Source organism: Bacillus cereus group sp. MYBK222-1, from assembly GCF_051916425.1.
In the GTDB taxonomy this organism is placed as follows: Bacteria; Bacillota; Bacilli; order Bacillales; family Bacillaceae_G; genus Bacillus_A; species Bacillus_A paranthracis.
Genome location: NZ_JBQAGP010000004.1, coordinates 173,654 through 196,244 on the forward strand (window position 1 = coordinate 173,654; position 22,591 = coordinate 196,244).

Below are 22,591 nucleotides of genomic sequence, written 5' to 3' on the forward strand. Positions count from 1 at the left end.
GTATTTTACCATAATTACATAAGAGAACAAACACGAAAAACAGGAAGCTGACTCAGCTTCCTGTTTTCTGAAGAGGGATTGAAAAAGCATTATCGTAATTTACGTTTCGCAGACACCTCATTTATTTTAAGAAATGCACGGTAAATCGGCTAAAGTTTCTGCCGTAGACACCCCATTTTCAAGTGAAATGAATTGCAATCTTTTTAAATGAAATTGTTTACTTTTTAAAACAGTATATGCTCTTTCGGAGACACCCCGTTTCGAAAATAAAACAAATAATCTGGTTATGTGTAAATTCCTTTGTCCAACATGGACACCCCATTTCATGATGACTTCACTATGTTGTTGTACTCATCAATAGGTGGTCGCTTTTTCAATGTGTTCCTTCTTCAATAATTATGATGTCCGCTTTCGTAATAATATATGCGAACAAATTTAAATTTTTTTTGAACGCATCGATACTATGTAGTACAGCGTAATTTTTGGTAAGATGAATATAGAACGAATATAAATGAAGAAAGTGGTGTCGTATGAGCGAGTTATTGCGTGTAGAAAATGTTACAGGAGGATATACGAAACGACCTGTATTAAAAGATGTTTCGTTCTCTGTGAATAAAGGTGAACTTGTCGGCTTAATCGGTTTAAATGGAGCAGGTAAAAGTACGACGATTAAACATATTATCGGTTTAATGGAACCGAAAAAAGGAACTGTCACGATTAATGGGAAAACAATTCGTGATGATATGACAGCGTACCGTTCTAGTTTTTCGTTCATCCCAGAAACACCAGTATTATATGATGAGCTAACGCTAGAAGAACATTTGAAGTTAACAGCGATGGCTTACGGTGTTGATGAAAAACAATATGAAGAACGTGTAGGACAATTATTACAAGAATTCCGTATGAAAAATCGTTTGAAATGGTTTCCGTCTCATTTCTCAAAAGGGATGAAACAAAAAGTAATGATTATGAGTGCGTTTTTAGTAGAGCCATCTCTTTACATTGTGGACGAACCGTTCGTTGGGCTTGATCCGTTAGCAATCCAATCACTCCTTCAAATGATGGACCAAATGAAAAAGAGTGGTGCAGGTATTTTAATGAGCACACATATTTTAGCGACGGCAGAGCGTTATTGTGATTCGTTCATTATTTTGCATCAAGGCGAAGTGAGAGCGAAGGGAACATTATCTGAGCTGCAATCACAGTTTCATATGCCAGGTGCAACGTTAGATGATATTTATATTGCATTAACGAAGGAAGAAGATTATGAATAGCACAGCGTTATGGAAAGAACGATTTCGTTACTTTTTACAAGAAGTTCGTACATATAGTAAATACGTATTTAATGATCATTTAAAATTTATTTTCGTATTCATCATCGGCGCAGGAGCGTATTATTACCAGCAATGGTTACAAACGTTAACACCTTCGTTTCCGACTGCGCTCGTTATGGCAGTGTTGCTTGGACTCATATTAACGGCCGGATCCATTCAAACGTTGTTAAAAGAAGCGGATCTCGTTTACTTACTGCCAGTGGAAGAAAAGTTAAAACCGTACTTCACAAAGGCATTTCTTTTTACGTTTATGATTCAGTTATACATAATTGCAATCGTAGCAGCAGCGCTTGCTCCGTTATACTTCCAGCAAATGAAGCAAACAGGAGCGGCGTATATATGGATTGTAATCGCGTTTGTTATTGTAAAAGCGTGGAACTTATTCGTCGCGTGGGAAAAGTCATTTTTAACAGATCAAAATATACAAAGAGCCGATTGGTTCATTCGATTTATTTTAAACGCCTTATTTGTTTATTTCCTTGTGGAACGTACTTCCGTTATGTTTATTGCCGGAATCATCCTTCTGATGGTGTTATACCTCGCTATTCTGCATCAAATGGTGAAGGGAAAGCCGTTAAACTGGGAGTATTTAATTTCTGAAGAAGGTAAGAAGATGATGCTGCTGTACCGCATCGCGAACATGTTCGTTGATGTACCAGCATTAAAAGAGAGAGTAGCACGTAGAAAATGGCTTGATTTCATTCTTTCGATGATCGGTGAAAAGCGTACCTATTTATACTTATATACGAGAACGTTCTTAAGATCTGGTAATTATTTTGGCTTATATGTGCGCCTGCTCGCTCTTGGCGGAGTTATTCTTTACTTCATTCCGTTTTTATATGGACGATTTATCGTAAGCCTTATCTTCCTATACTTAATCGGTTATCAGCTATTAACTTTATGGAAACATCACCGCATGAAAATTTGGCTTGATTTGTACCCAGTAGGCGGAGAAGAGAAGAAGAAAGATTTTCTTACTTTATTAAATGCAATTCTCATTATTGGCAGCGTTGTATTTACAATCATATTTGCACTTGCTACGAAAGATTTCATGATGACAGGAATTTTACTAGTCGTAAGCATAGTATTTAGTATCGGTTTCGTTTATCAATACGGGGTAAAACGTATTGAGCGTTTAAATTGAAGGGAATGAACCTATGATTACATATGAAGAAAAGGTTATAAAAGAACTGGAGCAGTGGAAAGCTACATTCATGAAAGATTCTTCTATGATGACACGGTTCTCAAAGAAAGTGCAGACGAAAGTACAGCAGCTTATTCCGGCGAAAGTGCAAAAAGTATTAACAGAAACGATTCGGATGATGGTGCAAACAATTAGTGCCGGATCAAACTTTATAAAGCCGAAATTAAAAGAGACGAACTGGTCATTGCAAAGACGAGATGATGAAGTACGTAAAAAAATGGATGAGTATAAAAAAATAGCAGCGGCAGAAGGAGCGGGGACGGGAGCAGGCGGTATTCTCCTTGGCCTTGCTGACTTTCCGCTGTTGCTCGGCATTAAAATTAAATTTTTATTCGATGCAGCAACATTGTACGGATTTGATACGAGCGATAAAGAAGAGCGCCTTTTTATCCTTCACGTTTTCCAACTTGCCTTTTCAAGTGATGAACACCGAAAAGAAATATGGAAAGCAATCGAAACGTGGGATACAGAAGAAGAAAATCATATGGACTGGGAAAAGTTCCAAACAGAGTACCGAGACTATATCGATTTAGCGAAAATGCTTCAGCTCGTACCGATAATCGGTGCCCCAGTCGGCGCATATGCGAACTATCAATTACTGCAAAGACTTGGAGAAGTAACGATGAATTGTTATCGTATGCGATTGTTGAATAAGGATTAAAAACAAGGCGTCCTACATGTGTAATGTAGGACGCCTTTTCTTAGAAGCCAAGCCCAATATAGCTAACTCCAACTATAATCAATACGACAAAAAGTACAATGAGTAATGAAAATCCACTTTTGCCAGCTTGTCCAGCTTCACCGCCGCCATTACCACCACTACCGCCTTTACCACCAAGTCCCATATGATATCCTCCTTATTGTTATATATTGCTTTTGTTTTATATTCTTCTCCATTTACCAATAAATTCCTCCTGGAGCGCTAACTAACTTGAAAATCATTTCGTTTCATTTTATAATTTACTTACCGACCGGTAAGTAAAAATAAGTGAGGTACAGTATGACAAAGAATTTACAAACATCGCAAAACATTGTAGAGGCATCATTTAAACTTATGGCAGAGCACGGCATTGAGAAGATGAGTCTTTCCATGATTGCGAAAGAGGTAGGTATTTCAAAACCGGCTATTTATTATCATTTTTCTTCTAAAGAAGCGTTAGTGGACTTTTTATTTGAAGAAATTTTTTCTGGGTATCATTTCGTGAGTTATTTTGATAAAGAGCAATATACGAGAGAAAATTTTGCAGAAAAGTTAATCACAGATGGTTTACATATGCTCTCTGAGTATGAAGGACAAGAAGGAATACTGCGCGTCATAAATGAATTTATCGTAACTGCGGCGCGAAATGAAAAGTATCAGAAACGCTTATTTGAAATACAAGAAGAGTTTTTAAATGGTTTCCACGAATTATTGAAGAAAGGCGCGAGACTGGGCGTTGTGTCACAAGATGCAACGGAAGAAAACGCTCATACGCTAGCGCTCGTAATTGATAATATGAGCAATTACATACTCATGGGATTTCAGTTAAAGTATAAGGAAATTTGGATTCGAAATGTGAAAAACGTCATGAAGGAGGAGTAAAGATGAAAATGCAAAAAAACTGGTGGCTCGGTTTTCTTGGATTTATTGGGGTGTATAAAATTCCAGGCATGATAGAAGCTTTTCAAGCGGATGGAAATTGGATGAAGTTAATCGGTTTCATTTGGCTACTTTGGTTCGGATATTTTATTCCTGAGAAGAAAGAAGATTGAATTTCAATTTTCTGTAAGGTTATGTAAAATATAGATTGAGACTATTCATATATTAGATTACTAGATTTGGAGTGGTTACATGGATCCATTGAAAAATGAAATTCACCCTGACATGGTCAAGGTGTGGAAAGTTCGGGCTGTAATTGAAGAAGGAATCGGTATTCTTGTCATTTTAGCTTACCTTTTCCTCATGATAAAGTTTGATTGGTGGGCGTGGATTTTGTATGTGATGATTGGGCTAACAGTTGTGTTCGCACCATTTTCGTACTTTTTATTTCCAAAACTACGTCAGCGTTATTACAGCTACCAACTAAATGAAGAAGAACTTGAAATTCAACACGGTCTTTTCGTCGTAAAGCGCGTATTAGTACCGATGATTCGTGTACAGCATGTGACGATTGAACAAGGGCCGATTATGAGAAAATACAGTTTAGCAGAATTACACATTTCAACAGCAGCAACTTCTCACAGCATCCCAGGTTTAACGATGTATGAAGCGGAAATGTTGAAAACGAAAATCGCAGAATTAGCGAAAGTGAGTGATGAGGATGTATAAGAGGCAGCATCCAATCACGATGTTACTGGAATTAAAAATAACAGATTTTATACCACTCTTTATTTTCATGTTTAGCTTAAATGGAAAATTCCCGTTTTGGTATTTAATTCCCGCTGCATTCGGTTTACTCACCGTTTTTTCAGCGTTTGAAAAATGGTATTACACAACATACTGGGTTGAAAATAACGTATTACATGTAAAACAAGGCCTCTTTGTGAAGAAGGAGAGCTACTTAAATAAAGAACGTGTTCAAACGATTAATACAAGTTCTAACGTGTTATATCAAATGCTTGGCTTAAAGAAAATCCAAATCGAAACAGCTGGTGGGGGCGATGAAGCGGAGGTTAGCTTAGCCGGTATTACAGTAGAAGAGGCAACTGAGCTTATTGCTTTGCTAAATGAGCCAACTCCAGAAGTGAAAGCAGAAGGAACGCTAGACGAAAAAGCGGAACATGCAATAGAAAAAGAAATCGTTACAGAAGAAAAACAATCGACAGAATACAAGTTAACTTGGAAAGAGATTTTATTAGCTTCTGTTACATCTGGTCAGTTTGGACTATTATTCTCATTAATCTTTTTCGTGTACCACCAAGTAGATGAGTACATTCCGAAATGGATAGAGAATGGCGTAAAGTCGTATGTAATGGACCACGATATATATGGCTTGATTTTCATGATAGCCATTTTGATCGTCCTTTCATGGATTATATCGACAATCGGTTATGCGCTAAAACATGGAGATTTCACAGTGAATCGAAGAAATGATGAGGTCCGCATTTCACAAGGATTACTTGAGAAAAAAGAACTCGTCCTAAAATTGCACCGTATTCAAGGTATTACGATAAAAGAAAGTATTTTACGTCAGCCATTCGGCTATTGTGCTGTGCAAGTAGAAGTGATTCAAAGTAAGGGAACGGGTGACGAAAAAGAAAAAGTTACACTCCATCCAATCATTCGAAAAGACCGAGTACAACAGTTACTCGCACATTTACAATTACCATACGAACTGAATACAAATATTATTTCATTACCAAAAGCAGCATTACGCCGCTATCTCATTGATAGCTTCATCTTCTTCGCAATGCTAGCTATCCCGCTTATTGGAATAAGTATATACTTTGAAAAGCACTTCATTATGTGGGCACTCATTCCGCTTGCGATCCTCATCTTTATACTTGGATACGCAACATTTAAAACAAATGGTTACAGTGTAAATGGAGAGCAAATTACGCTTGTATATCGCAGTGTTGGAAAATATACAGGACTTGTTAGAAGAAGACACGTCCAATCAATGGAAAAGACGCAATCCTATTTCCAGCGCCGCGCGGATTTATGTACGTATAAGTTCTCTAGCGCATCATCGAGTTATAAATTAGAGCATACGAGAGTAGAAGATGCGGAGAGAATGCAGGATTGGTATAAGAAGAGAATAAGTGAGAATTAAATGGAATGGCTCGTCTTTTGCGGAAGGCGAGTTATTTTTCTATGTAAAAATGATAGGAAATAATGAATAATATATGTGACGCAAAAAAAAGTGAGGTGAGCAGGATTGGGGAAATTTTTAATTCCGTATTCCCATTCTTTATTAAGCTTATTTATTTCAATGACGATAATTCAAATATACGATGAGAAGGGGATTTTTGAAGGAGAGCTATTTTCTATTTTTACGAATCTTTTTATTGCTATGGCCCAAATGTTGGTCGCTACTTTAATAGTTGGAGTCCCTGTTGTTTTAGTTGGATGTCTTCTTGGAGAGATATTGTTTAGGTGCGTTATTTTACCTATAAAGCTACATTTTATCCCATCCTTAATTTTATATATTCTTTTAGCCATAAGTATTGTTTTTTGCTATGAAATTATATCTGACGGGGTTCCTACAACATATGAAAATACTCGTATTATTAAAATGATGTACTTTATGGGATTAACTATAATTTGCTCTATTACATTTTTAGTAAGTAGGACTACATATGAAGGAAAATAAGGTGATTATATGAAATACACTTGTCCATGCTGCGGATATAAAACATTAGAAGAAGAACCACCAGGTACATATGAAATTTGTAACATATGTTTTTGGGAAGATGATTCTGTTCAATTTAAAGAGCCTGACTATGAAGGCGGGGCAAATGAAGTTTCGTTAAGACAAGCGCAGGAAAATTTCATTGTGTTTGGTGCCTGTGAAAAGCGATGTATTGAATTGGTTAGAAAGCCGACTAGTGAAGATGTGAAGGATGCTAGTTGGAAGCAAATTTGTTAAATAGCTTTAAATAAAAATGTTATTACTCAATTTAACAAGAGTAATAACATTTTTTTATGCCATGATGAAAGAATGAACGCCGCCTTATCAAATAAAAAAGAAATAAAATTTTCGTCTTTGGAGACAACTAATTATTAATTTGATGATTTAGCTGATTTTTTTTGTAGTTATTGAAAAACACCATAGTTTCTAGAGAGTGAACAGGGGTTTTGAATTGATTTGAAGTTGACGGAACAAAATAAAACGAATAGAGCAAAAAAACTTGCAAAACTAAAAGAGGAGTTGTATATTAATTGATGCATCAAATATTGATGTATCAATTAATGTTTTAATAAGTAAGAAGAAGGAATTTTCGAAAACGTATTATTCAGACGATGTCGGATTTTTATATAAGCTATAAGATTAAAGCGAAGATAGAGGGGGCACAATACTGTGGAAATAATCGCAGCTATTTTAGTCGGGATCGTAGCATTAGAACATTTATTTATCATGATCCTCGAAATGTTTTTTATGAATTCAAAAGTGGCAAAACGTGCTTTTCAATTACCCGAGCATTTAGAAGGAGATCGAAACGTAGCCATTATGTTTGCAAACCAAGGTTTATATAATGGATTTTTAGCCGTTGGTCTCATTTGGGGACTTATACTTGGTCTCAATTCAATTGGTTATATGGTTCAATTATTCTTTGTAATGTGTGTGGTAGTAGCAGCTCTGTTTGGCGGTTTCACATCTAATAAATCAATTATTGTAAAACAAGGACTTCCAGCTATATTAGCGTTGATTGCCCTTTTAATTGTGATATAGAACTAAAGCGTTTGTATAAAAGAACTCATTTTTGAAAAATACGTTATTCTTTCTTCCTATAGGCTCATAGGAAAGAATAGCGTATTTTTTCTTTTTAAGGGGGTATATCCTTCAATTTAATCAAAAATGTAAATTCTTTTTTTAGCGCGATTGTTATGAAAATACGTATTACATTAAGGATTAGAACCGGATTAACGCTTTAAAATATAGAAGGTGGGGAAAATAATGTAAAAAAACTATTGTATGTTTAAAAACCATGTGTTACATTTGTGTTACAAAATAGCTACAAACTGTAACTTATATTACAGTTTGTTTTCTTTTTGTTTTTCGGTATGTTACAAATCGGAGTGTGTATCAAATCGTCAGAGGATATATGAAGTTCAAAAAGTTTTTCTATGTGTATAAGAGTGTGTGTAGTAAAGAGCTTGGTGAGAACTTTGCGCACATTATTAAAATTCCTTTCTGTCTTTAAAAGAAGAAAACCAACTATTTAGGAGTTTTAAGTAATGATAGTTAAATGAAATGTACTTCCTTTCCCGCACATAAAGTACATATTTACGCTCAGTCTAATTACTACACAGACTTTTATACATATAAAGCTATTGTTTTAGGGGATATATAGGAGGAGAAAAAATGAAAAAGTTATTAATGGTAATTGGACTTACACTTTTAATGTTAGCTGGATGTAGTAATGGGAATTTTGACAAAGTAATGGATGAAGGAAAGACCGCGTTAACGAATAAAGAATATAAAAATGCCTTATCATCATTTGAAAAAGCACTAGATGAGAAGAAAGATGATTCAGATGCAAAGGTGCTTGTAGAACAAACAAAAGCAATGATTGAAGCTGTGAAGTTAAAAGAAGAAACAAAGGTAGAAGAATCAATCAAGTCATTTGAAAAAGTAGAGAACATGAAGGATGGAAATAGTACGTTAGTAAAACAAGCGAAGGAAGAACGAACAGCATTATTAGCTATCGTCGAACAAAAAAAGAAGTATAGCGAGCAACTAGTGAAAAGTGAAGAGTTAATAAATAAGAAAAATTACGCAGAAGCGAAAGATATATTAAATAAGCTAGTTTCAGAAACAAAAGATAACAAAAATCTTGAAGAATATAATAAAAAGGCTTCAGGATTAATTACTAAAATTGGTGAAGCAGAAAAGAATGCAACGGTAGCGAAGGCAGAAAAAACTAATGTAGCAACGAATCAAAAGGTAACAACAGAGAAGCCTCAAAAGGCAGAGACAGAAAAGAACCAAAAGGTAACGACAGAGAAGACTCAAAAAGTAGAAGCAGAAAAGAACCAGAAGGTAACGACAGAGAAGAACCAAAAGGTAGAAACAGGAAAGACTCAAGATGCATTTACTTTTGAGAAAGCGAAAGAATATATTAAAAATGAATATAAAGAAGACTATGATTATACGCTAGAAAATACGCAAGTAGAGAATGGAAAGAAATATTATCAAATTAGAGTGCGTACGACATATAAAATAGAAGGCGCAGCTGGATCAGGATTTACTGGCGTATTTAAAGTATTTGAAGATGGTACGATTGTTGAAGTGCACTAAATTAATGGAAAGGTATCCTCAAAGTGTTTGAGGATACCTTTTTAGCGTAAAAAAAGCATCTAGCAAAAGTACTAGATGCAAATAAAAACACAAGGGAAGACAAAATTCTTCCCTTTTCCCGTAAGTAATTATATCAAAAAATTTATAAAAAACTAGCTTTATTTTTAATATAATTGATGTGTGAAGCTATGAAAGTATAAGATTACACTATTTTTGTAGTGTTTTGTTGAAAAAGGAGCCACGTATATGATTAATTTTAAACCAGAAAATTTGAACCAACTATTAAAAGTAATGTTAATTAGTGCCAATAAGTCTTACGATGCGATTAAAGAGTATGAATGTACGGGAGAAGCAGTCGTATTCTGTGTAGACTTCGAATATATTGACGTTTCTCTTATGATTGTAGATATGCTAGGAAGATCGGCTTCTAGATTTAACATTTTGCCATTTGCTAAGCCAGATACGAATGAGATAGATTACATTCAGTTTCAAGTGTATTCCATTAATGAAGGGAATTTTAAAGATGTTCTCGATACGATGTAAAAAACTATAATTTTACAAAAATGTATATACCAACTAATATATAAGTAATAAATTCATATAATTGGAGTGATGAGATGCAGCCGTTAGAAAGGGAGATTCATTCTAATATGCTGAAAGTGTGGCGAATTCATGCTTTAATTGGGGCGGCAGTTATACTAGCAGTCGTAATTGCGTATTTCTTTTTTATGATCAATTTTAATTGGTGGGGTTGGTTGTTTGGCTTGTTAGTCACAGGAGCTATTCTATTTATTCCGCTCGATTATTTTGTATTTCCAAATTTACGTCAGCGCTATTATAGTTACAGATTAAATGAAGAAGAGATTGAGATTCAAAAGGGAATGTTCGTTGTAAAACGCGTGCTTATTCCGATGATTCGTGTGCAGCACGTAACGATTGAACAGGGCCCGATTATGAGAAAGTACAATTTAGCAGAATTACATATTTCAACAGCAGCAACTTCTCATAGTATTCCAGGTTTAACGAAAGAAGAAGCAGAGCAGTTGAAAAGACAAATTGGAGAACTTGCGAAAGTGAGTGATGAGGATGTATAAGAGGCAACATCCGATCACGATTTTATTAGGGATTCGAGTTGCGACTTTGTTGCCTTTTATTTTTCTTGTTTTATTTCGATCAGATGGTGAAGTAGAACCATGGTATTTCTTGCATCTTGTTCTTTTGTTTGTATTATTCATTATGGCTATTTTCTCAGCTATAAAATGGTATTTTAAAGTGTACTGGGTTGAAAATAATATTTTACATATTAAACATGGCGTCTTTGTAAAGAAAGAAAGTTACTTAAATAAAGAACGTGTGCAAAATATTAGTACGTCTTCTAACATCATCTATCAAATATTTGGACTGACGAAATTAAATATTGAAGTGGCAGGCGGCGGTACTGAGCCAGAAGTGATGTTGGCGGGTATTAGAGAAGCAGAAGCGAAGGAACTCATTGCTTTATTACATAAAGAAAGAAGTGTTGTGAGTGAAGAAGGGCCTGCGGAAGAAGGAAGTAAGACGGTATATCAGTTAACAACGAAAGAGATTTTAGCAGCATCTATTACATCTGGTAGATTCGGATTAGTGTTTTCTATGTTAGTCATCCTTTACACAGAGTTTAATCAATTTCTACCAGAATGGCTTATCAATAAAGTAGAAACGTATGTGATGGATAACGGTGTATATGAATTAATTGTTATGGCGGCGATTTTAATGGCAGTGTCGTGGGTCATTTCAACAGCAGGTTATGCATTAAAATATGCGAACTTTAAAATTGAGCGAAACGGAAATGAAGTTCGCATCGTGCAAGGTTTATTTGATAAGAAAGAGTTTGTTTTAAAATTACACCGTATTCAAGCGATTACGGTGAAAGAAGGCATTCTCCGCCAGCCTTTCGGATATTGCTCTGTCGAAGTAGAAGTCATTCAAAGTATAGAAGCGGCAGGAAATGAAGTGATGTTACATCCTTTTATGAAGAAAAAAGATGTGCAGCAGTTACTCGCATATTTACAGTTGCCGTATGAAATGGAAGCGGAAATCGTTCATTTACCGAAAGCAGCATTACGTCGTTATGTCATCATGGGCTGGATTACAAGTGCCGTACTCGCTGTGCCAATCATAGGTGCGAGTATATATTTTAAACAAAATATCGCGTTATTCACTCTCATACCATTATGTATTATATTTACGTTACTTGCATACGCGCGGTATACAAGTAGTGGTTATATGATACGGGACAATCAGTTAGTCATGGTATACCGAGGACTCGCGAAATATACAGGAATCATGCGAAGAAGGCATGTGCAAGCAGTCGGATACAGTCAGTCGTATTTCCAAAAGAAAGACGAGCTATGTGCAGCTGTCGTATCAGTAGCGGGGCATCGTTATAAAGTGAAACATATGCAAAAAGAAGATGCGCTTCGTATATATAATTGGTACAAAGAAAAAGGAAACACCGGTGTGTAACGGTGTTTCCTTTTTGTGTCGTGATTTGTCGATAAGTCGATATATCTCAAAAATCGCTGATATAATTTGAGTTGCGCCGATATATTTTAAAAATCGCTGATATATTTCGAGTTGCGCCGATATATTCGAAAAATCGCCGATATAATTTCATGTACCGCATCCTTGGAGAAACCACAATACAAAAAAACTAAACTAACACATCAAAAGTAGTTACAAATGACGGACGAGAGAAAATACTCTTTTGCTGTTCTGCATGTGGATGCGCCGGAGCTTGTCCTTCTGCTTGTGTGGGGCGTTTTTTATGAGCATTTTCGAATGAACGTGATTCTGTCCAGTCTTTAAAGTTTTGCTCTGTTTCCCACATCGTTAAGATGACATATGTATCGTTACTTAATGGGCGTAGAACGCGGATTGCTTGGAATCCTGGTTCGTTTTCAATAAGGCCTGCGCGATTTTTAAAACGGTTTTCAAATACTGGGCGACCTTCATCTGTTACAGAAATGTTGTTACAAACGATGTAGCCAGGTTGTCCTTTAAATTCTCCAACAGCGTCTAGTACGTCATACTGAAGTGATCCTTCTACAGATTCTTCTGTATTTTCTTTATAAAACATATTTTTTTCATCATTTTTTGCAGTGAAATGTGCTTGTTCTAGAGGTGTTTCGTATGAAATAATAGCCTTCATTTTAATGCCCCCTTATTTATTTGTTTCTATTATATCAACTCTCTTAAAAAACTTCGAAGATTATATACATAAAGATACCTCTTTTTCAAATAATAAATGTACCATCATTTGGAAAGAAGGCCGATGTATGAAGAAAGTAAAGTGGACTTTATTAGGTGGGTTAGCAACGCTACTATTAGCGATTGTCCTTTATAAACTAATTGTGTTAGCTGGTGGCTATATGATGGATGAAAAGCAGCTCGTTTTCCACTCTTCATCACGTATCGTTGACCAGAAAGGGAAAGAAATTACGAAATTATACGTAGAAAATAGAGACCTCGTACCAATCGAGCAAATTCCGAAATATGTGCAGCAGGCGTTCGTTGCGGTGGAAGATTCTCGTTTTTATGAGCATCAAGGAATTGATTACCCGTCTATATTTCGTGCTCTTTATAAAGACACGTTAGCTGGAGAGAAGGTCGAAGGCGGTAGCACGATTACGCAGCAACTTGCTAAAAACGTCTTTTTAACTCGTGAAAAAACATTTACGCGCAAGTTGAAGGAAGTCGCAATTTCCCTTCAATTAGAGCAAAAATATACGAAGCAACAAATTCTTGAAATGTATATGAATCATATTTATTTTGGCCATGGAGCTTACGGTATTCAAGCAGCAGCAAAGTTATATTTTAATAAAAATGTAGAAGATTTAACAGTAGAAGAAGGAGCAATGCTTGCAGGTCTTCCGAAGTCGCCAAACGGTTATTCACCTTATTTTTCTCCAGAGAAGAGTAAAGAACGCCGCGATCTCGTATTGTCACTTATGCATAAACAAGGCTATTTGACTGCCGAAGAAAGCGTACGTTATCAAGGAAAGACAATTGCACTATATAAAAACTTAGATGAGAATGAACTCGCATATATGCCGTATATTGATATGGTTATAGATGAAGCAGCTCGTTTATACGGATTGTCTCATCAAGAAGTGCTTCGCGGAGGATATACGTTTGTCGTACCGATGGATGAAAAAATTCAAAAGGTAGCGTATAACCAGTTTCAAGATGCAAGGAATTTCCCTGGGAAAGAAGAGGGGGCGCAAGGTGCTTTTTTATTAATGGATAATCGTACGGGCGGGATTAAAGCTGCGATTGGCGGAAGAAAGTACGTCCCGAGAGGATTTAATCGCGTTTTTGCAAAAAGACAGCCCGGTTCTGTGCTAAAACCACTTATCGTCTATGCGCCAGCACTCGAAACGAAAAAGTATAATCCGTATTCTTTATTGACGAATGAAAGACATTCTTTTGAAGGTTATGAGCCTCGGAACTATAACCGTGAATATTCGAAAGAAATAACGATGTACGATGCGATTTTAGAGTCAGCAAATGTACCAGCAGTTTCTTTATTAAACGAGTTGGGGGTAGAAGAAGGAAAGCAATATTTAGAGAAAGGGAATGTTCACATTGCCGATGCTGGTTTAAGCACAGCGCTTGGCGGATTGAAAAATGGTGTTTCAACATTTGATCTTGTGAAAATGTATCGTGCGTTTTTAGCAAATGGTGATATTATTGAGCCGCACGTTATTGATAAAGTGTTAAATAGACACGGCGCAGTCATTGGAGAATCACCAAAAGTAGAAACGAAAATTTTCTCGAAACAAACGGCATGGTATATGACAAAAATGTTAGAAGGAGTTGTAAAGGAAGGGACAGCGAAAGCCGGTGTATATAACGGAGCGTTAGCTGGGAAAACAGGTACAACTTCCTTACCAAATGACGATAATGGGGCGAGGGATATGTGGTTCGTTGGCTATACGCCAAATTTAGTAGGCGCTGTTTGGATTGGTTATGACCGCATAGATAAAGAGCATCAGTTGCAAGGAGAAAGTGCGTCAGCAACAAAATTATTTAAGAAAATTTTAACGAAAGCAAATGTAGAACAGAAAGAGCAGTTTAGGAAACCAGAAGGTGTGGAAACAATCGGTGCTCCAATTCGGCTGCGCAAGATTGAAGATGTGAAAATGAAATTAGCATTTAGCCCTTTCGGTTTATTTAAAGCGAAATTAAGCTGGACACCACTCCCAGATGAAAGAATTATGTATCGTATTTATAGAGTGGAAAATGGAATTCATACGCATGTAGGTACTGTAAATGGTGCCGGGGAATATGAGGAAAAGTTCGTTAACATCTTTTCAAAACCGAGTTTTTACGTTGTACCATATAACACACAAACGAATCGCGAAGGAGAAAAGTCAAAAGTAGCTAAACCATAGTTTTTCTCTGTGTTATAATAAGAATGTTGTGAAAATAGTAAGCGTTTTTAAGAATGTTTGTGTCAATTTAATGAACAACGTACATAATATTATGCATTTTGTTTTTACAAGCTGTATAGTAAAAAAAGATAAATATCGAACGTATTCGAAGCATTGTGGTAAGGAAGGGAGCTAGGGTCTTGGTAAGAACTATAAATGAGACATTTTTAAAAGCATGTAGGGGGGAACGTACTGATTATGTACCAGCATGGTATATGCGTCAAGCAGGTCGTTCGCAGCCGGAATATAGAAAGATAAAAGAAAAGTATTCTTTATTTGAAATTACACATAATCCAGAGTTATGTGCTTACGTTACAAAACTGCCAGTTGATCAGTATAACGTAGACGCAGCAATTCTTTATAAAGATATTATGTCACCACTACCTGCAATTGGTGTGGATGTAGAAATTAAATCAGGTATTGGCCCAGTTATTGATAATCCAATCCGTTCTTTACAAGACGTAGAAAAACTAGGGGAAATCAATCCAGAAGATGACGTACCGTACATATTAGATACAATTCGTTTATTAACGACTGAAATGCTAGATGTACCGTTAATCGGTTTTTCAGGAGCTCCATTTACATTAGCGAGCTATATGATTGAAGGCGGTCCATCTCGTAACTACCATAATACGAAAGCGTTCATGTATGCAGAGCCAAAAGCTTGGTTCGCTTTAATGGATAAGCTAGCAGATATGGTTATTACATATTTAAAAGCGCAAATTAACGCAGGGGCAAAAGCAGTTCAAATTTTCGATTCTTGGGTTGGAACAGTAAACGTAGCAGATTACCGCGTATTTATTAAACCAGCAATGGAGCGTATTTTTGCAGAAGTTCGCACGATGGGTGTACCGATGATTATGCACGGCGTAGGAGCTGCACACTTAGTAAATGAATGGCACGACTTACCGCTTGATGTAGTCGGTTTAGACTGGCGTTTACCAATTGAAGAAGCACGTGCACGCGGCGTTCACAAGGCGGTACAAGGTAATATGGATCCTTCGTTCTTACTTGCGCCATGGTCTGTTATTGAAGAACATGTAAAAGGTATTTTAGATCAAGGGATGAAACAGCCGGGTTATATCTTTAACTTAGGTCACGGTGTATTCCCAGAAGTAAATCCAGATACATTAAAACGTTTAACTACATTTATTCATGAATACTCTAAAGGGCAGTTAGCGAAGTAAAGGAGAATTGCTGTATGAAAAAGAAAATTGGTTTGCTTGTAATGGCATACGGAACGCCATATAAAGAAGAAGATATTGAACGTTACTATACACATATTCGCAGAGGAAGAAAGCCAAGTCCTGAAATGCTAGAAGATTTAACAGAGCGTTACCGTGCAATTGGTGGTATTTCTCCTTTAGCTACTATTACATTAGAGCAAGCTAAGAAGTTAGAGAAGCGTTTAAATGAAGTACAAGATGAAGTCGAGTACCATATGTATCTTGGCTTAAAACATATTGAACCGTTCATTGAAGACGCGGTGAAAGATATGCATAACGACGGTATACAAGATGCAATCGCACTTGTTCTTGCGCCGCACTATTCTACGTTTAGCGTAAAATCATACGTTGGACGAGCACAAGAAGAAGCTGAGAAACTTGGAAACTTAACAATTCATGGCATCGATAGCTGGTATAAAGAACCGAAATTTATCCAGTACTGGGTTGATGCAGTGAAAGGTATATATAACGGTATGTCAGACGCAGAACGTGAAAAAGCAGTATTAATCGTATCAGCTCATAGCTTACCAGAAAAAATTATCGCAATGGGCGATCCATATCCAGATCAATTAAATGAAACAGCGGACTATATTGCAAGAGGCGCTGAAGTAGCAAACTATGCAGTAGGTTGGCAAAGTGCAGGAAACACACCAGATCCTTGGATTGGTCCCGACGTACAAGATTTAACGAGAGAACTAAATGAAAAGCACGGTTATACTTCATTCGTATATGCACCAGTTGGATTTGTTGCGGAACATTTAGAAGTTTTATATGACAACGACTTTGAGTGTAAAGTGGTAACGGATGAAATTGGCGCGAAATATTATCGTCCAGAAATGCCAAACGCATCGGACGCATTTATTGACTGCTTAACAGATGTTGTAGTAAAGAAAAAAGAATCTGTACTGTAAGAAGAAAGGGGGAGCCTGCTTGAGGAAAAAAGTTGTGATCATCGGCGGAGGCATCACTGGATTAACAGCAATGTATAACTTACAAAAAAATATTCATGAAAAAAACTTGCCGATTGATACATTACTGATAGAAGCATCGGGTAAACTTGGCGGAAAAATTCAAACCGTTCGAAAAGATGGATTTACAATTGAGCGCGGACCGGATTCTTTCTTAGCACGAAAAGAAAGTGCAGCTAGATTAGTGAAAGAATTAGGTCTTGGCGATGAACTTGTAAATAATGAGGCCGGTCAATCATTTATCCTCGTAAACAATCGGTTACATAAAATGCCGAATGGATCAATGATGGGAATTCCAACGCAAATTACGCCGTTTCTATTTTCCGGGCTGTTCTCCCCAATTGGGAAACTAAGAGCTGGTTTTGATCTATTAATGCCAAGATCAAAACCAGTATCTGACCAATCACTCGGGCACTTTTTCAGACATCGCCTCGGAAATGAAGTGGTTGAAAATTTAATAGAACCATTACTATCTGGTATTTATGCAGGGGATATTGATGAAATGAGCTTAATGTCAACATTCCCGCAAATGTATCAAATTGAGCAGAAACATCGCAGTATTTCACTCGGTATGCGTACGCTCGCTCCGAAAGAAGAGAAAGCTGAACCGAAAAAAGGAATCTTCCAAACAGTGAAAACAGGTTTAGAATCTATCGTAGAATCTCTTGAAGCAAAGATGCATGAAGGTACGATAATAAAGGGAACTCGCATTGAAAAAGTTACAAAACAGGGTGATGGCTATACGATTACTCTTAGTAACGGAAAAGAAATAGAAGCGGACGCGGTCGTAGTGGCAAGTTCACATAAAGTATTGCCATCTATGTTTGCACAGTACAAGCAGTTTCGTTTCTTTCGCAACATTCCGTCCACATCAGTTGCGAATGTAGCAATGGCTTTCCCGAAATCAGCCATTCAGCGAGATATTGATGGTACAGGATTTGTTGTCTCTCGAAATAGTGATTACACAATTACAGCATGTACGTGGACGCATAAAAAGTGGCCACATACAACGCCAAAAGGAAAAACGCTTCTTCGATGTTACGTTGGACGACCTGGTGATGAAGCAGTTGTAGAACAAACAGAAGAGGAACTCGTTCAGCTCGTACTAGAAGACTTACGAAAGACGATGGATATTACAGAGAATCCAGAGTTTACAGTCGTAAGCCGTTGGAAAGAAGCAATGCCCCAATATACAGTAGGCCATAACGAGCGAATGAAGAAACTCACAACATTTATGGAGAAAGAGTTGCCAGGTATATACTTGGCAGGTAGTTCTTACGCTGGTTCTGGTCTGCCGGACTGTATTGACCAAGGTGAGAAGGCTGCAAAACGTGTACTCTCTCATTTGGAGAAAGTAATGAATACGGAATTAATCGCACAATAAAGAGAAACGCCTTCAATCATATTGAAGGCGTTTTGTTACTTATTCACCAATAAACATATATAAGTTATTTGGCTTTATAACGGCATCTCCTGCATAAATAACCCATTCTGTTAAGTCATCAAAATCTAAATGATAACTATTTCCTTCACTCATATCTTCTATAAAATATGGTTCATTAATGAGTATTCCTTGAATAAAGTCTTCTGTAATATGTTGCATTTCAAACCACATATGCTCGCTTTTACCCTCTTCATAGGAAACGCCAAACTTAGCGAGAAAACGAAACTCCTCATTTGATTGTTCAATTTGAAAAATGTTGCTGAAATACCCGAAAGTATTTTTTGCATTGTAAGCCATACGAGCCGTTTCACTATTTGTTTTATAGAACATGAGCCCTGTAGCTTCCTCGTGTTCTTTGAAAAAGCTTTCGATACATTCTTCTGAAGTATCAAATTTGAACAAGAGAACAGATGGCGATTGATGGTATTCATCTCGGTCATCCATCCCGCCTAAGAATGTGTTTTGTGCATCTATTGGTTGTAGCTTCACTTCTTCATCCTCAATTGAAGATAATTGATCTATACTCGTTTTATGCCCAATATAAGATAAACCTTTTTCCCACGGCACAGCTACTGTATGTATAGAACCTTGCTGACTATGTGCGATAACGATAGGCTCATTCATAGGGACTTGTCCATTTTCAACGGCATTATTCGCAAATGTTTGAAAGAGGTCACCAATGCCATAGTAGGAAGGAATGCGATTTGGAATAATTAATTCTATTTCTGTTACGCCCGCTCTTAAAAGGCCGTGTGTATGAAACCAATATTGCGTAGGCTCGCCTTCTTTATCGTCTTCATAAACGGAATGAATAACGTACAAGTCAGGAATGTCAGGTAATAATTCATTTTCAACGTGATATTCAATATAGCTTCTAGATATTACCTTCATTGCTGCACTTGAATCAATTACAAATAACAAATCTGGCGCAAGGTTCCATAAAAACTGTAACTGCTGGAAAAAGCAGTCCAGCACATCGCCTACAAATAGCGTACGGGTGAAAATTTCAGTACCATAAGCCGCATCTTCAAAAGTACGGTCTACGATTGTGGAATCTTGTCTATTGTATAGTTTGTATTCTTCTGGATCATCCGTTTCATCAATATGCAGTTCATACGGTATGACATTTTCATCCATATGTAACTCAACAATAAGGCTTGTCTCATCACTATAAACAACTTTTAACTCATCAACTTTAGTAGCGATAGTTTCTAGCCGTTGTTTTAACTGCTCAATTGTAATTCTAGTCGGTATAACAGCAATCATATCTGAAAAATGACGTTCTAATGTTCCATTCATAGCTGCGCGGTATGTTTCTGTCTGTACTTCCATCCAATCACTCCTATTCAAATGAATCCATTTTACATGCCAATGAAATATCGATATTTTCTGTTTTCTCTCTCTAACATTATAGAGTGCATTCGTAGAAAGTGTAAAATTATTATTTTGTATTATAGTTTGAAAACGAGTAAATTAGATTAATTTTTTGTAAAACTTGTCGAAATATCATTCTATATAACGAATCATTTGATATGATAGACATGCTGAGAAAATATGAAATAGGGAGAGGAAAATGGCTGTGAAGAAATTGTTAAGTATCTTTTTATCATTCATACTATTGCTTTCATTTACTGGAACTTTAGTACAAGCAGAAGAAACGACTTCTATGTCAGTAGAAAAAGCAATTCAAGTATTTAAGCAGCAAGGGAAAACGAAGGGGACAGTGGAAGGGTATATCGTCGGATATACGCAAAGTCCTTCGAAATACACGAAAGATCCGGCTAAGTTTGATGATACAAACGTAGCAATTGCTGATTCGCCAAATGAAACGAATCCAGACAAAATCATGCCTGTTCAGTTACCAAAAGGCGATGTGAGAGCGGCAGTAAACGTGAAAGATCATCCTGAAAATATCGGGAAGAAAGTTAGTTTAACAGGGACGCTTGAATTATATTTTAGTAGCCCAGGTTTAAAATCAGTAACAGCTCATAAGTTTCAAGGGGAAGAACAAAACCGTGTTAGTGATGTAGTAGCTTCACCGAATGGAGGAGAAGTTGCGAAAGGAACAGCAGTAACGTTAACAACGAATACAGAAGGAGCAACAATCTATTACACGTTAGATGGCTCTAACCCTACAAATAAAAGCGTTCGTTATAACGGACAAATTATCGTGAATGAAAATAGTGTGATTAAAGCAATTGCAGAGAAAGAAGGGCTTACTTCTTCAGCGATTTCAACATTTTCATTTGTTATCGTAAACAATGAACAGGTTCGTATTCATGATATTCAAGGAAAATCACATCTTTCTCCTTACAACGGGAAGAAAGTATACAATGTGGAAGGCGTTGTAACAGCGCTTGATAAAAATGGTTTTTATATAGAAGATAATCAGCCAGATAATGATCCAGCTACTTCAGAAGGTATGTATGTGTACAAAAAGGATGCGAATGTAGCAGTAGGAGATCTTATTCAAGTTGATGGAGTAGTAGAAGAATATGTTGGACCTGGATATGCAGAAAGGTTTGAAACAGACTTAACGACGACGGAAATTAAAGCGAGCCGCGTTGCTGTAATCGCAAAAGATCAAGTTTTACCAGCACCGATTGTACTTGGAGAAAACGGTGTGAAAATTCCTGATCAAATTATCGATAATGATGCATTTGGTTTATTTGATCCAAATGAAGATGCAATCGATTTTTATGAAAGTATAGAAGGTATGCGCGTTACGATGCCAACGCCAAAAATTATTGCACCTCAGAAAAACGGGAATTTATATGTAACAGTGAAAAATGGCGGAAATAAAGTCGTAACGAAATATGGCACACCTGTATTAGATGAAAATCAATTAAACCCAGAGCGTCTTTCTGTAAAAGTACCTCGTAATTATGTAGCAAAAGTAGGAGATACTTTCACTGGAGATATAACAGGAGTAGTCGGATATGATTACGGTGCGTTCCGCATTGCGCCAATAACGGAATTACCATCTGTAGTAGACGGTGGATTTAAGCAAATAGGAGCAAATATTCAGCCGCGTCTTGATAAGTTAACGGTTGCTACATATAATATTGAAAACTTCTCGGCGAATAAAAAAGAAACAACAGATGAAAAAGTAAAAGCGTTAGCGTATTCTATTAAATACAATTTAAAAATGCCGGATATTATCGGTGTAGAGGAAATGCAAGATAATAACGGAACGGTTAATGACGGTACAACAGATGCTTCGTTAAGCGCAAAACGTATCATTGATGCAGTGCTAGAAATTCGCGGGCCAAAGTATGAGTATGTAGAAATTGCTCCGAATAATAATTTAGACGGAGGAGCACCAGGCGCTAACATTCGCGTCGGTTTCTTCTATAACCCATCACGCGTGAAATTAGCAACAGTACCGAAGTTGCTTGATAAAAACGTTGTCCGTATTGGAGACGAAAATCCATTGTTTGAAAGTACACGTAAACCGCTTGCGGCAGAATTTACGTTCCAAGGACAAAATTTAGTTGTTGTTGCAAATCACTTAAACTCAAAAATAGGAGATGCAACACCATTTGGAAAAGTACAGCCGCTCGTATTAAAAAGTGAAGAAAAACGAGTTCAATTAGCACAAGAAGTCAATCATTTCGTACAAGGAATTCAGAAAAAGAACACGAATGCACCAGTTGTTGTGTTAGGGGATATGAACGATTTTGAGTTTGCTAAACCACTAAAAGCACTAGAAGGAACAATCTTGAAAAATATGTTAAATACAGTGCCGAAAGAAAATCGCTACACGTATATTCATGAAGGAAATGCACAAGTGCTAGATCATATTTTAGTAACAAACAACATCGCACCGCACACAATCGTAGATCCAGTACACTTAAACACAAACATTATGAAAGAGCACGGACGTGTAAGTGATCACGACCCAGTACTTGCTCAAATTGATTTGAAGAAGGCATCTTAAAGTAGGGGAACGCTTAGGTAACTAAGCGTTCTTTTATTTGATAAAAATAGATAAGGATAG

The 22,591-nt window shown here is 36.7% G+C and carries 22 protein-coding genes; 19 read left to right on the forward strand and 3 right to left on the reverse strand.

Annotated elements, in window-relative coordinates; all coding sequences use genetic code 11:
- Window positions 1–530: 530 nt before the first annotated feature.
- The 3 genes from ecsA to ecsC are packed head-to-tail and all read left to right on the forward strand — an operon-like array spanning window position 531 to window position 3,199.
- On the forward strand, window positions 531–1,274 hold the full coding sequence (gene ecsA, locus ACTFR9_RS19590) for an ABC transporter ATP-binding protein EcsA (protein ID WP_001292602.1): 744 nt from the start codon (window positions 531–533) through the stop codon (window positions 1,272–1,274).
- Window positions 1,267–2,478, forward strand: a complete 1,212-nt coding sequence (ecsB, locus tag ACTFR9_RS19595; RefSeq protein ID WP_076856169.1) for an ABC transporter permease EcsB — start codon at window positions 1,267–1,269, stop codon at window positions 2,476–2,478. The genes ecsA and ecsB overlap by 8 nt, the downstream gene beginning before the upstream one ends.
- A gap of 13 nt (window positions 2,479–2,491) precedes the next feature.
- Window positions 2,492–3,199: an ecs operon protein EcsC gene (gene ecsC, locus ACTFR9_RS19600; protein ID WP_000634130.1), complete on the forward strand. Its 708-nt coding sequence runs from the start codon at window positions 2,492–2,494 to the stop codon at window positions 3,197–3,199.
- Between the two features lie 40 nt (window positions 3,200–3,239).
- Here ecsC and ACTFR9_RS19605 read toward each other — a convergent pair whose 3' ends face one another.
- Window positions 3,240–3,383, reverse strand: coding sequence for a YjcZ family sporulation protein (locus ACTFR9_RS19605; protein ID WP_000522746.1), 144 nt, complete (start codon window positions 3,381–3,383; stop codon window positions 3,240–3,242).
- Between the two features lie 155 nt (window positions 3,384–3,538).
- Here ACTFR9_RS19605 and ACTFR9_RS19610 point away from each other — a divergent pair, with 155 nt between their 5' ends.
- The 11 genes from ACTFR9_RS19610 (at window position 3,539) to ACTFR9_RS19660 (ending at window position 11,984) form a co-directional block, all read left to right on the forward strand.
- A complete protein-coding gene (locus ACTFR9_RS19610; protein ID WP_193635078.1) occupies window positions 3,539–4,120 on the forward strand; it encodes a TetR/AcrR family transcriptional regulator in 582 nt (193 codons plus the stop codon).
- Window positions 4,121–4,122: 2 nt separating this feature from the next.
- Entirely contained in the window at window positions 4,123–4,290 is a 168-nt protein-coding gene (locus ACTFR9_RS19615) for a hypothetical protein (protein WP_000783813.1), read from the forward strand.
- Between the two features lie 79 nt (window positions 4,291–4,369).
- A complete protein-coding gene (locus ACTFR9_RS19620) occupies window positions 4,370–4,846 on the forward strand; it encodes a PH domain-containing protein (RefSeq protein ID WP_193635079.1) in 477 nt (158 codons plus the stop codon).
- Window positions 4,839–6,290 (forward strand): PH domain-containing protein, encoded by a 1,452-nt coding sequence (locus ACTFR9_RS19625; RefSeq protein WP_109630818.1) that lies wholly within the window; start codon window positions 4,839–4,841, stop codon window positions 6,288–6,290. Before ACTFR9_RS19620 ends, ACTFR9_RS19625 begins: the two co-directional genes overlap by 8 nt.
- Before the next feature lie 105 nt (window positions 6,291–6,395).
- Window positions 6,396–6,830 (forward strand): hypothetical protein, encoded by a 435-nt coding sequence (locus tag ACTFR9_RS19630; protein ID WP_193635080.1) that lies wholly within the window; start codon window positions 6,396–6,398, stop codon window positions 6,828–6,830.
- A 9-nt stretch (window positions 6,831–6,839) separates the two neighbouring features.
- The gene (locus ACTFR9_RS19635) at window positions 6,840–7,106 is read left to right on the forward strand and encodes a CPCC family cysteine-rich protein (RefSeq protein WP_000877827.1); all 267 of its coding nucleotides are present in this window, start codon (window positions 6,840–6,842) and stop codon (window positions 7,104–7,106) included.
- 432 nt (window positions 7,107–7,538) lie between these two features.
- On the forward strand, window positions 7,539–7,910 hold the full coding sequence (locus ACTFR9_RS19640) for a DUF1304 domain-containing protein (RefSeq protein ID WP_000402491.1): 372 nt from the start codon (window positions 7,539–7,541) through the stop codon (window positions 7,908–7,910).
- A gap of 633 nt (window positions 7,911–8,543) precedes the next feature.
- Window positions 8,544–9,479: a hypothetical protein gene (locus tag ACTFR9_RS19645; protein ID WP_193635081.1), complete on the forward strand. Its 936-nt coding sequence runs from the start codon at window positions 8,544–8,546 to the stop codon at window positions 9,477–9,479.
- A gap of 246 nt (window positions 9,480–9,725) precedes the next feature.
- Window positions 9,726–10,022 carry a protoporphyrinogen oxidase gene (locus tag ACTFR9_RS19650; protein WP_193635082.1) on the forward strand — a complete coding sequence of 99 codons (297 nt, stop codon included), beginning with the start codon at window positions 9,726–9,728 and terminating at the stop codon, window positions 10,020–10,022.
- A 74-nt stretch (window positions 10,023–10,096) separates the two neighbouring features.
- The gene (locus tag ACTFR9_RS19655) at window positions 10,097–10,573 is read left to right on the forward strand and encodes a PH domain-containing protein (RefSeq protein WP_001182705.1); all 477 of its coding nucleotides are present in this window, start codon (window positions 10,097–10,099) and stop codon (window positions 10,571–10,573) included.
- Window positions 10,566–11,984: a PH domain-containing protein gene (locus ACTFR9_RS19660; RefSeq protein ID WP_000278159.1), complete on the forward strand. Its 1,419-nt coding sequence runs from the start codon at window positions 10,566–10,568 to the stop codon at window positions 11,982–11,984. The genes ACTFR9_RS19655 and ACTFR9_RS19660 overlap by 8 nt, the downstream gene beginning before the upstream one ends.
- Window positions 11,985–12,171: 187 nt before the next feature.
- Here the strand turns inward: ACTFR9_RS19660 and hmoB are convergent, their stop codons facing one another.
- Entirely contained in the window at window positions 12,172–12,669 is a 498-nt protein-coding gene (hmoB, locus tag ACTFR9_RS19665; protein ID WP_000644062.1) for a heme-degrading monooxygenase HmoB, read from the reverse strand.
- Between the two features lie 127 nt (window positions 12,670–12,796).
- Here hmoB and ACTFR9_RS19670 point away from each other — a divergent pair, with 127 nt between their 5' ends.
- The 4 genes from ACTFR9_RS19670 to hemY all read left to right on the forward strand — a co-directional run bounded on the left by ACTFR9_RS19670 (window position 12,797) and on the right by hemY (window position 18,531).
- On the forward strand, window positions 12,797–14,914 hold the full coding sequence (locus ACTFR9_RS19670) for a transglycosylase domain-containing protein (protein ID WP_000756250.1): 2,118 nt from the start codon (window positions 12,797–12,799) through the stop codon (window positions 14,912–14,914).
- Window positions 14,915–15,093: 179 nt separating this feature from the next.
- Entirely contained in the window at window positions 15,094–16,140 is a 1,047-nt protein-coding gene (hemE, locus tag ACTFR9_RS19675; RefSeq protein WP_000252614.1) for a uroporphyrinogen decarboxylase, read from the forward strand.
- Window positions 16,141–16,154: 14 nt separating this feature from the next.
- The gene (gene hemH / locus ACTFR9_RS19680) at window positions 16,155–17,090 is read left to right on the forward strand and encodes a ferrochelatase (RefSeq protein WP_000726777.1); all 936 of its coding nucleotides are present in this window, start codon (window positions 16,155–16,157) and stop codon (window positions 17,088–17,090) included.
- 19 nt (window positions 17,091–17,109) lie between these two features.
- Window positions 17,110–18,531, forward strand: a complete 1,422-nt coding sequence (hemY, locus tag ACTFR9_RS19685; RefSeq protein ID WP_001228066.1) for a protoporphyrinogen oxidase — start codon at window positions 17,110–17,112, stop codon at window positions 18,529–18,531.
- A 39-nt stretch (window positions 18,532–18,570) separates the two neighbouring features.
- On the opposite strand, the gene ACTFR9_RS19690 is transcribed toward hemY, so the two are convergent.
- Complete coding sequence (locus tag ACTFR9_RS19690; RefSeq protein WP_000453738.1) at window positions 18,571–19,923, reverse strand: DUF4026 domain-containing protein; 1,353 nt, start codon at window positions 19,921–19,923, stop codon at window positions 18,571–18,573.
- A 241-nt stretch (window positions 19,924–20,164) separates the two neighbouring features.
- On the opposite strand from ACTFR9_RS19690, the gene ACTFR9_RS19695 reads away from it, so the two are divergent.
- On the forward strand, window positions 20,165–22,531 hold the full coding sequence (locus ACTFR9_RS19695) for a DUF6359 domain-containing protein (RefSeq protein WP_193635085.1): 2,367 nt from the start codon (window positions 20,165–20,167) through the stop codon (window positions 22,529–22,531).
- The last annotated feature ends 60 nt before the right edge of the window (window positions 22,532–22,591 follow it).

Bases quoted from the DNA above. Each gene is read 5' to 3' on its own strand.
- ecsA (WP_001292602.1), top strand. From the start codon at position 531: ATGAGCGAGTTATTGCGTGTAGAAAATGTTACAGGAGGATATACGAAA.
- ecsB (WP_076856169.1), top strand. From the start codon at position 1,267: ATGAATAGCACAGCGTTATGGAAAGAACGATTTCGTTACTTTTTACAA.
- ecsC (WP_000634130.1), top strand. From the start codon at position 2,492: ATGATTACATATGAAGAAAAGGTTATAAAAGAACTGGAGCAGTGGAAA.
- ACTFR9_RS19605 (WP_000522746.1), bottom strand. From the start codon at position 3,383: ATGGGACTTGGTGGTAAAGGCGGTAGTGGTGGTAATGGCGGCGGTGAA.
- ACTFR9_RS19610 (WP_193635078.1), top strand. From the start codon at position 3,539: ATGACAAAGAATTTACAAACATCGCAAAACATTGTAGAGGCATCATTT.
- ACTFR9_RS19615 (WP_000783813.1), top strand. From the start codon at position 4,123: ATGAAAATGCAAAAAAACTGGTGGCTCGGTTTTCTTGGATTTATTGGG.
- ACTFR9_RS19620 (WP_193635079.1), top strand. From the start codon at position 4,370: ATGGATCCATTGAAAAATGAAATTCACCCTGACATGGTCAAGGTGTGG.
- ACTFR9_RS19625 (WP_109630818.1), top strand. From the start codon at position 4,839: ATGTATAAGAGGCAGCATCCAATCACGATGTTACTGGAATTAAAAATA.
- ACTFR9_RS19635 (WP_000877827.1), top strand. From the start codon at position 6,840: ATGAAATACACTTGTCCATGCTGCGGATATAAAACATTAGAAGAAGAA.
- ACTFR9_RS19645 (WP_193635081.1), top strand. From the start codon at position 8,544: ATGAAAAAGTTATTAATGGTAATTGGACTTACACTTTTAATGTTAGCT.
- ACTFR9_RS19650 (WP_193635082.1), top strand. From the start codon at position 9,726: ATGATTAATTTTAAACCAGAAAATTTGAACCAACTATTAAAAGTAATG.
- ACTFR9_RS19655 (WP_001182705.1), top strand. From the start codon at position 10,097: ATGCAGCCGTTAGAAAGGGAGATTCATTCTAATATGCTGAAAGTGTGG.
- ACTFR9_RS19660 (WP_000278159.1), top strand. From the start codon at position 10,566: ATGTATAAGAGGCAACATCCGATCACGATTTTATTAGGGATTCGAGTT.
- hmoB (WP_000644062.1), bottom strand. From the start codon at position 12,669: ATGAAGGCTATTATTTCATACGAAACACCTCTAGAACAAGCACATTTC.
- ACTFR9_RS19670 (WP_000756250.1), top strand. From the start codon at position 12,797: ATGAAGAAAGTAAAGTGGACTTTATTAGGTGGGTTAGCAACGCTACTA.
- hemH (WP_000726777.1), top strand. From the start codon at position 16,155: ATGAAAAAGAAAATTGGTTTGCTTGTAATGGCATACGGAACGCCATAT.
- ACTFR9_RS19690 (WP_000453738.1), bottom strand. From the start codon at position 19,923: ATGGAAGTACAGACAGAAACATACCGCGCAGCTATGAATGGAACATTA.
- ACTFR9_RS19695 (WP_193635085.1), top strand. From the start codon at position 20,165: ATGGCTGTGAAGAAATTGTTAAGTATCTTTTTATCATTCATACTATTG.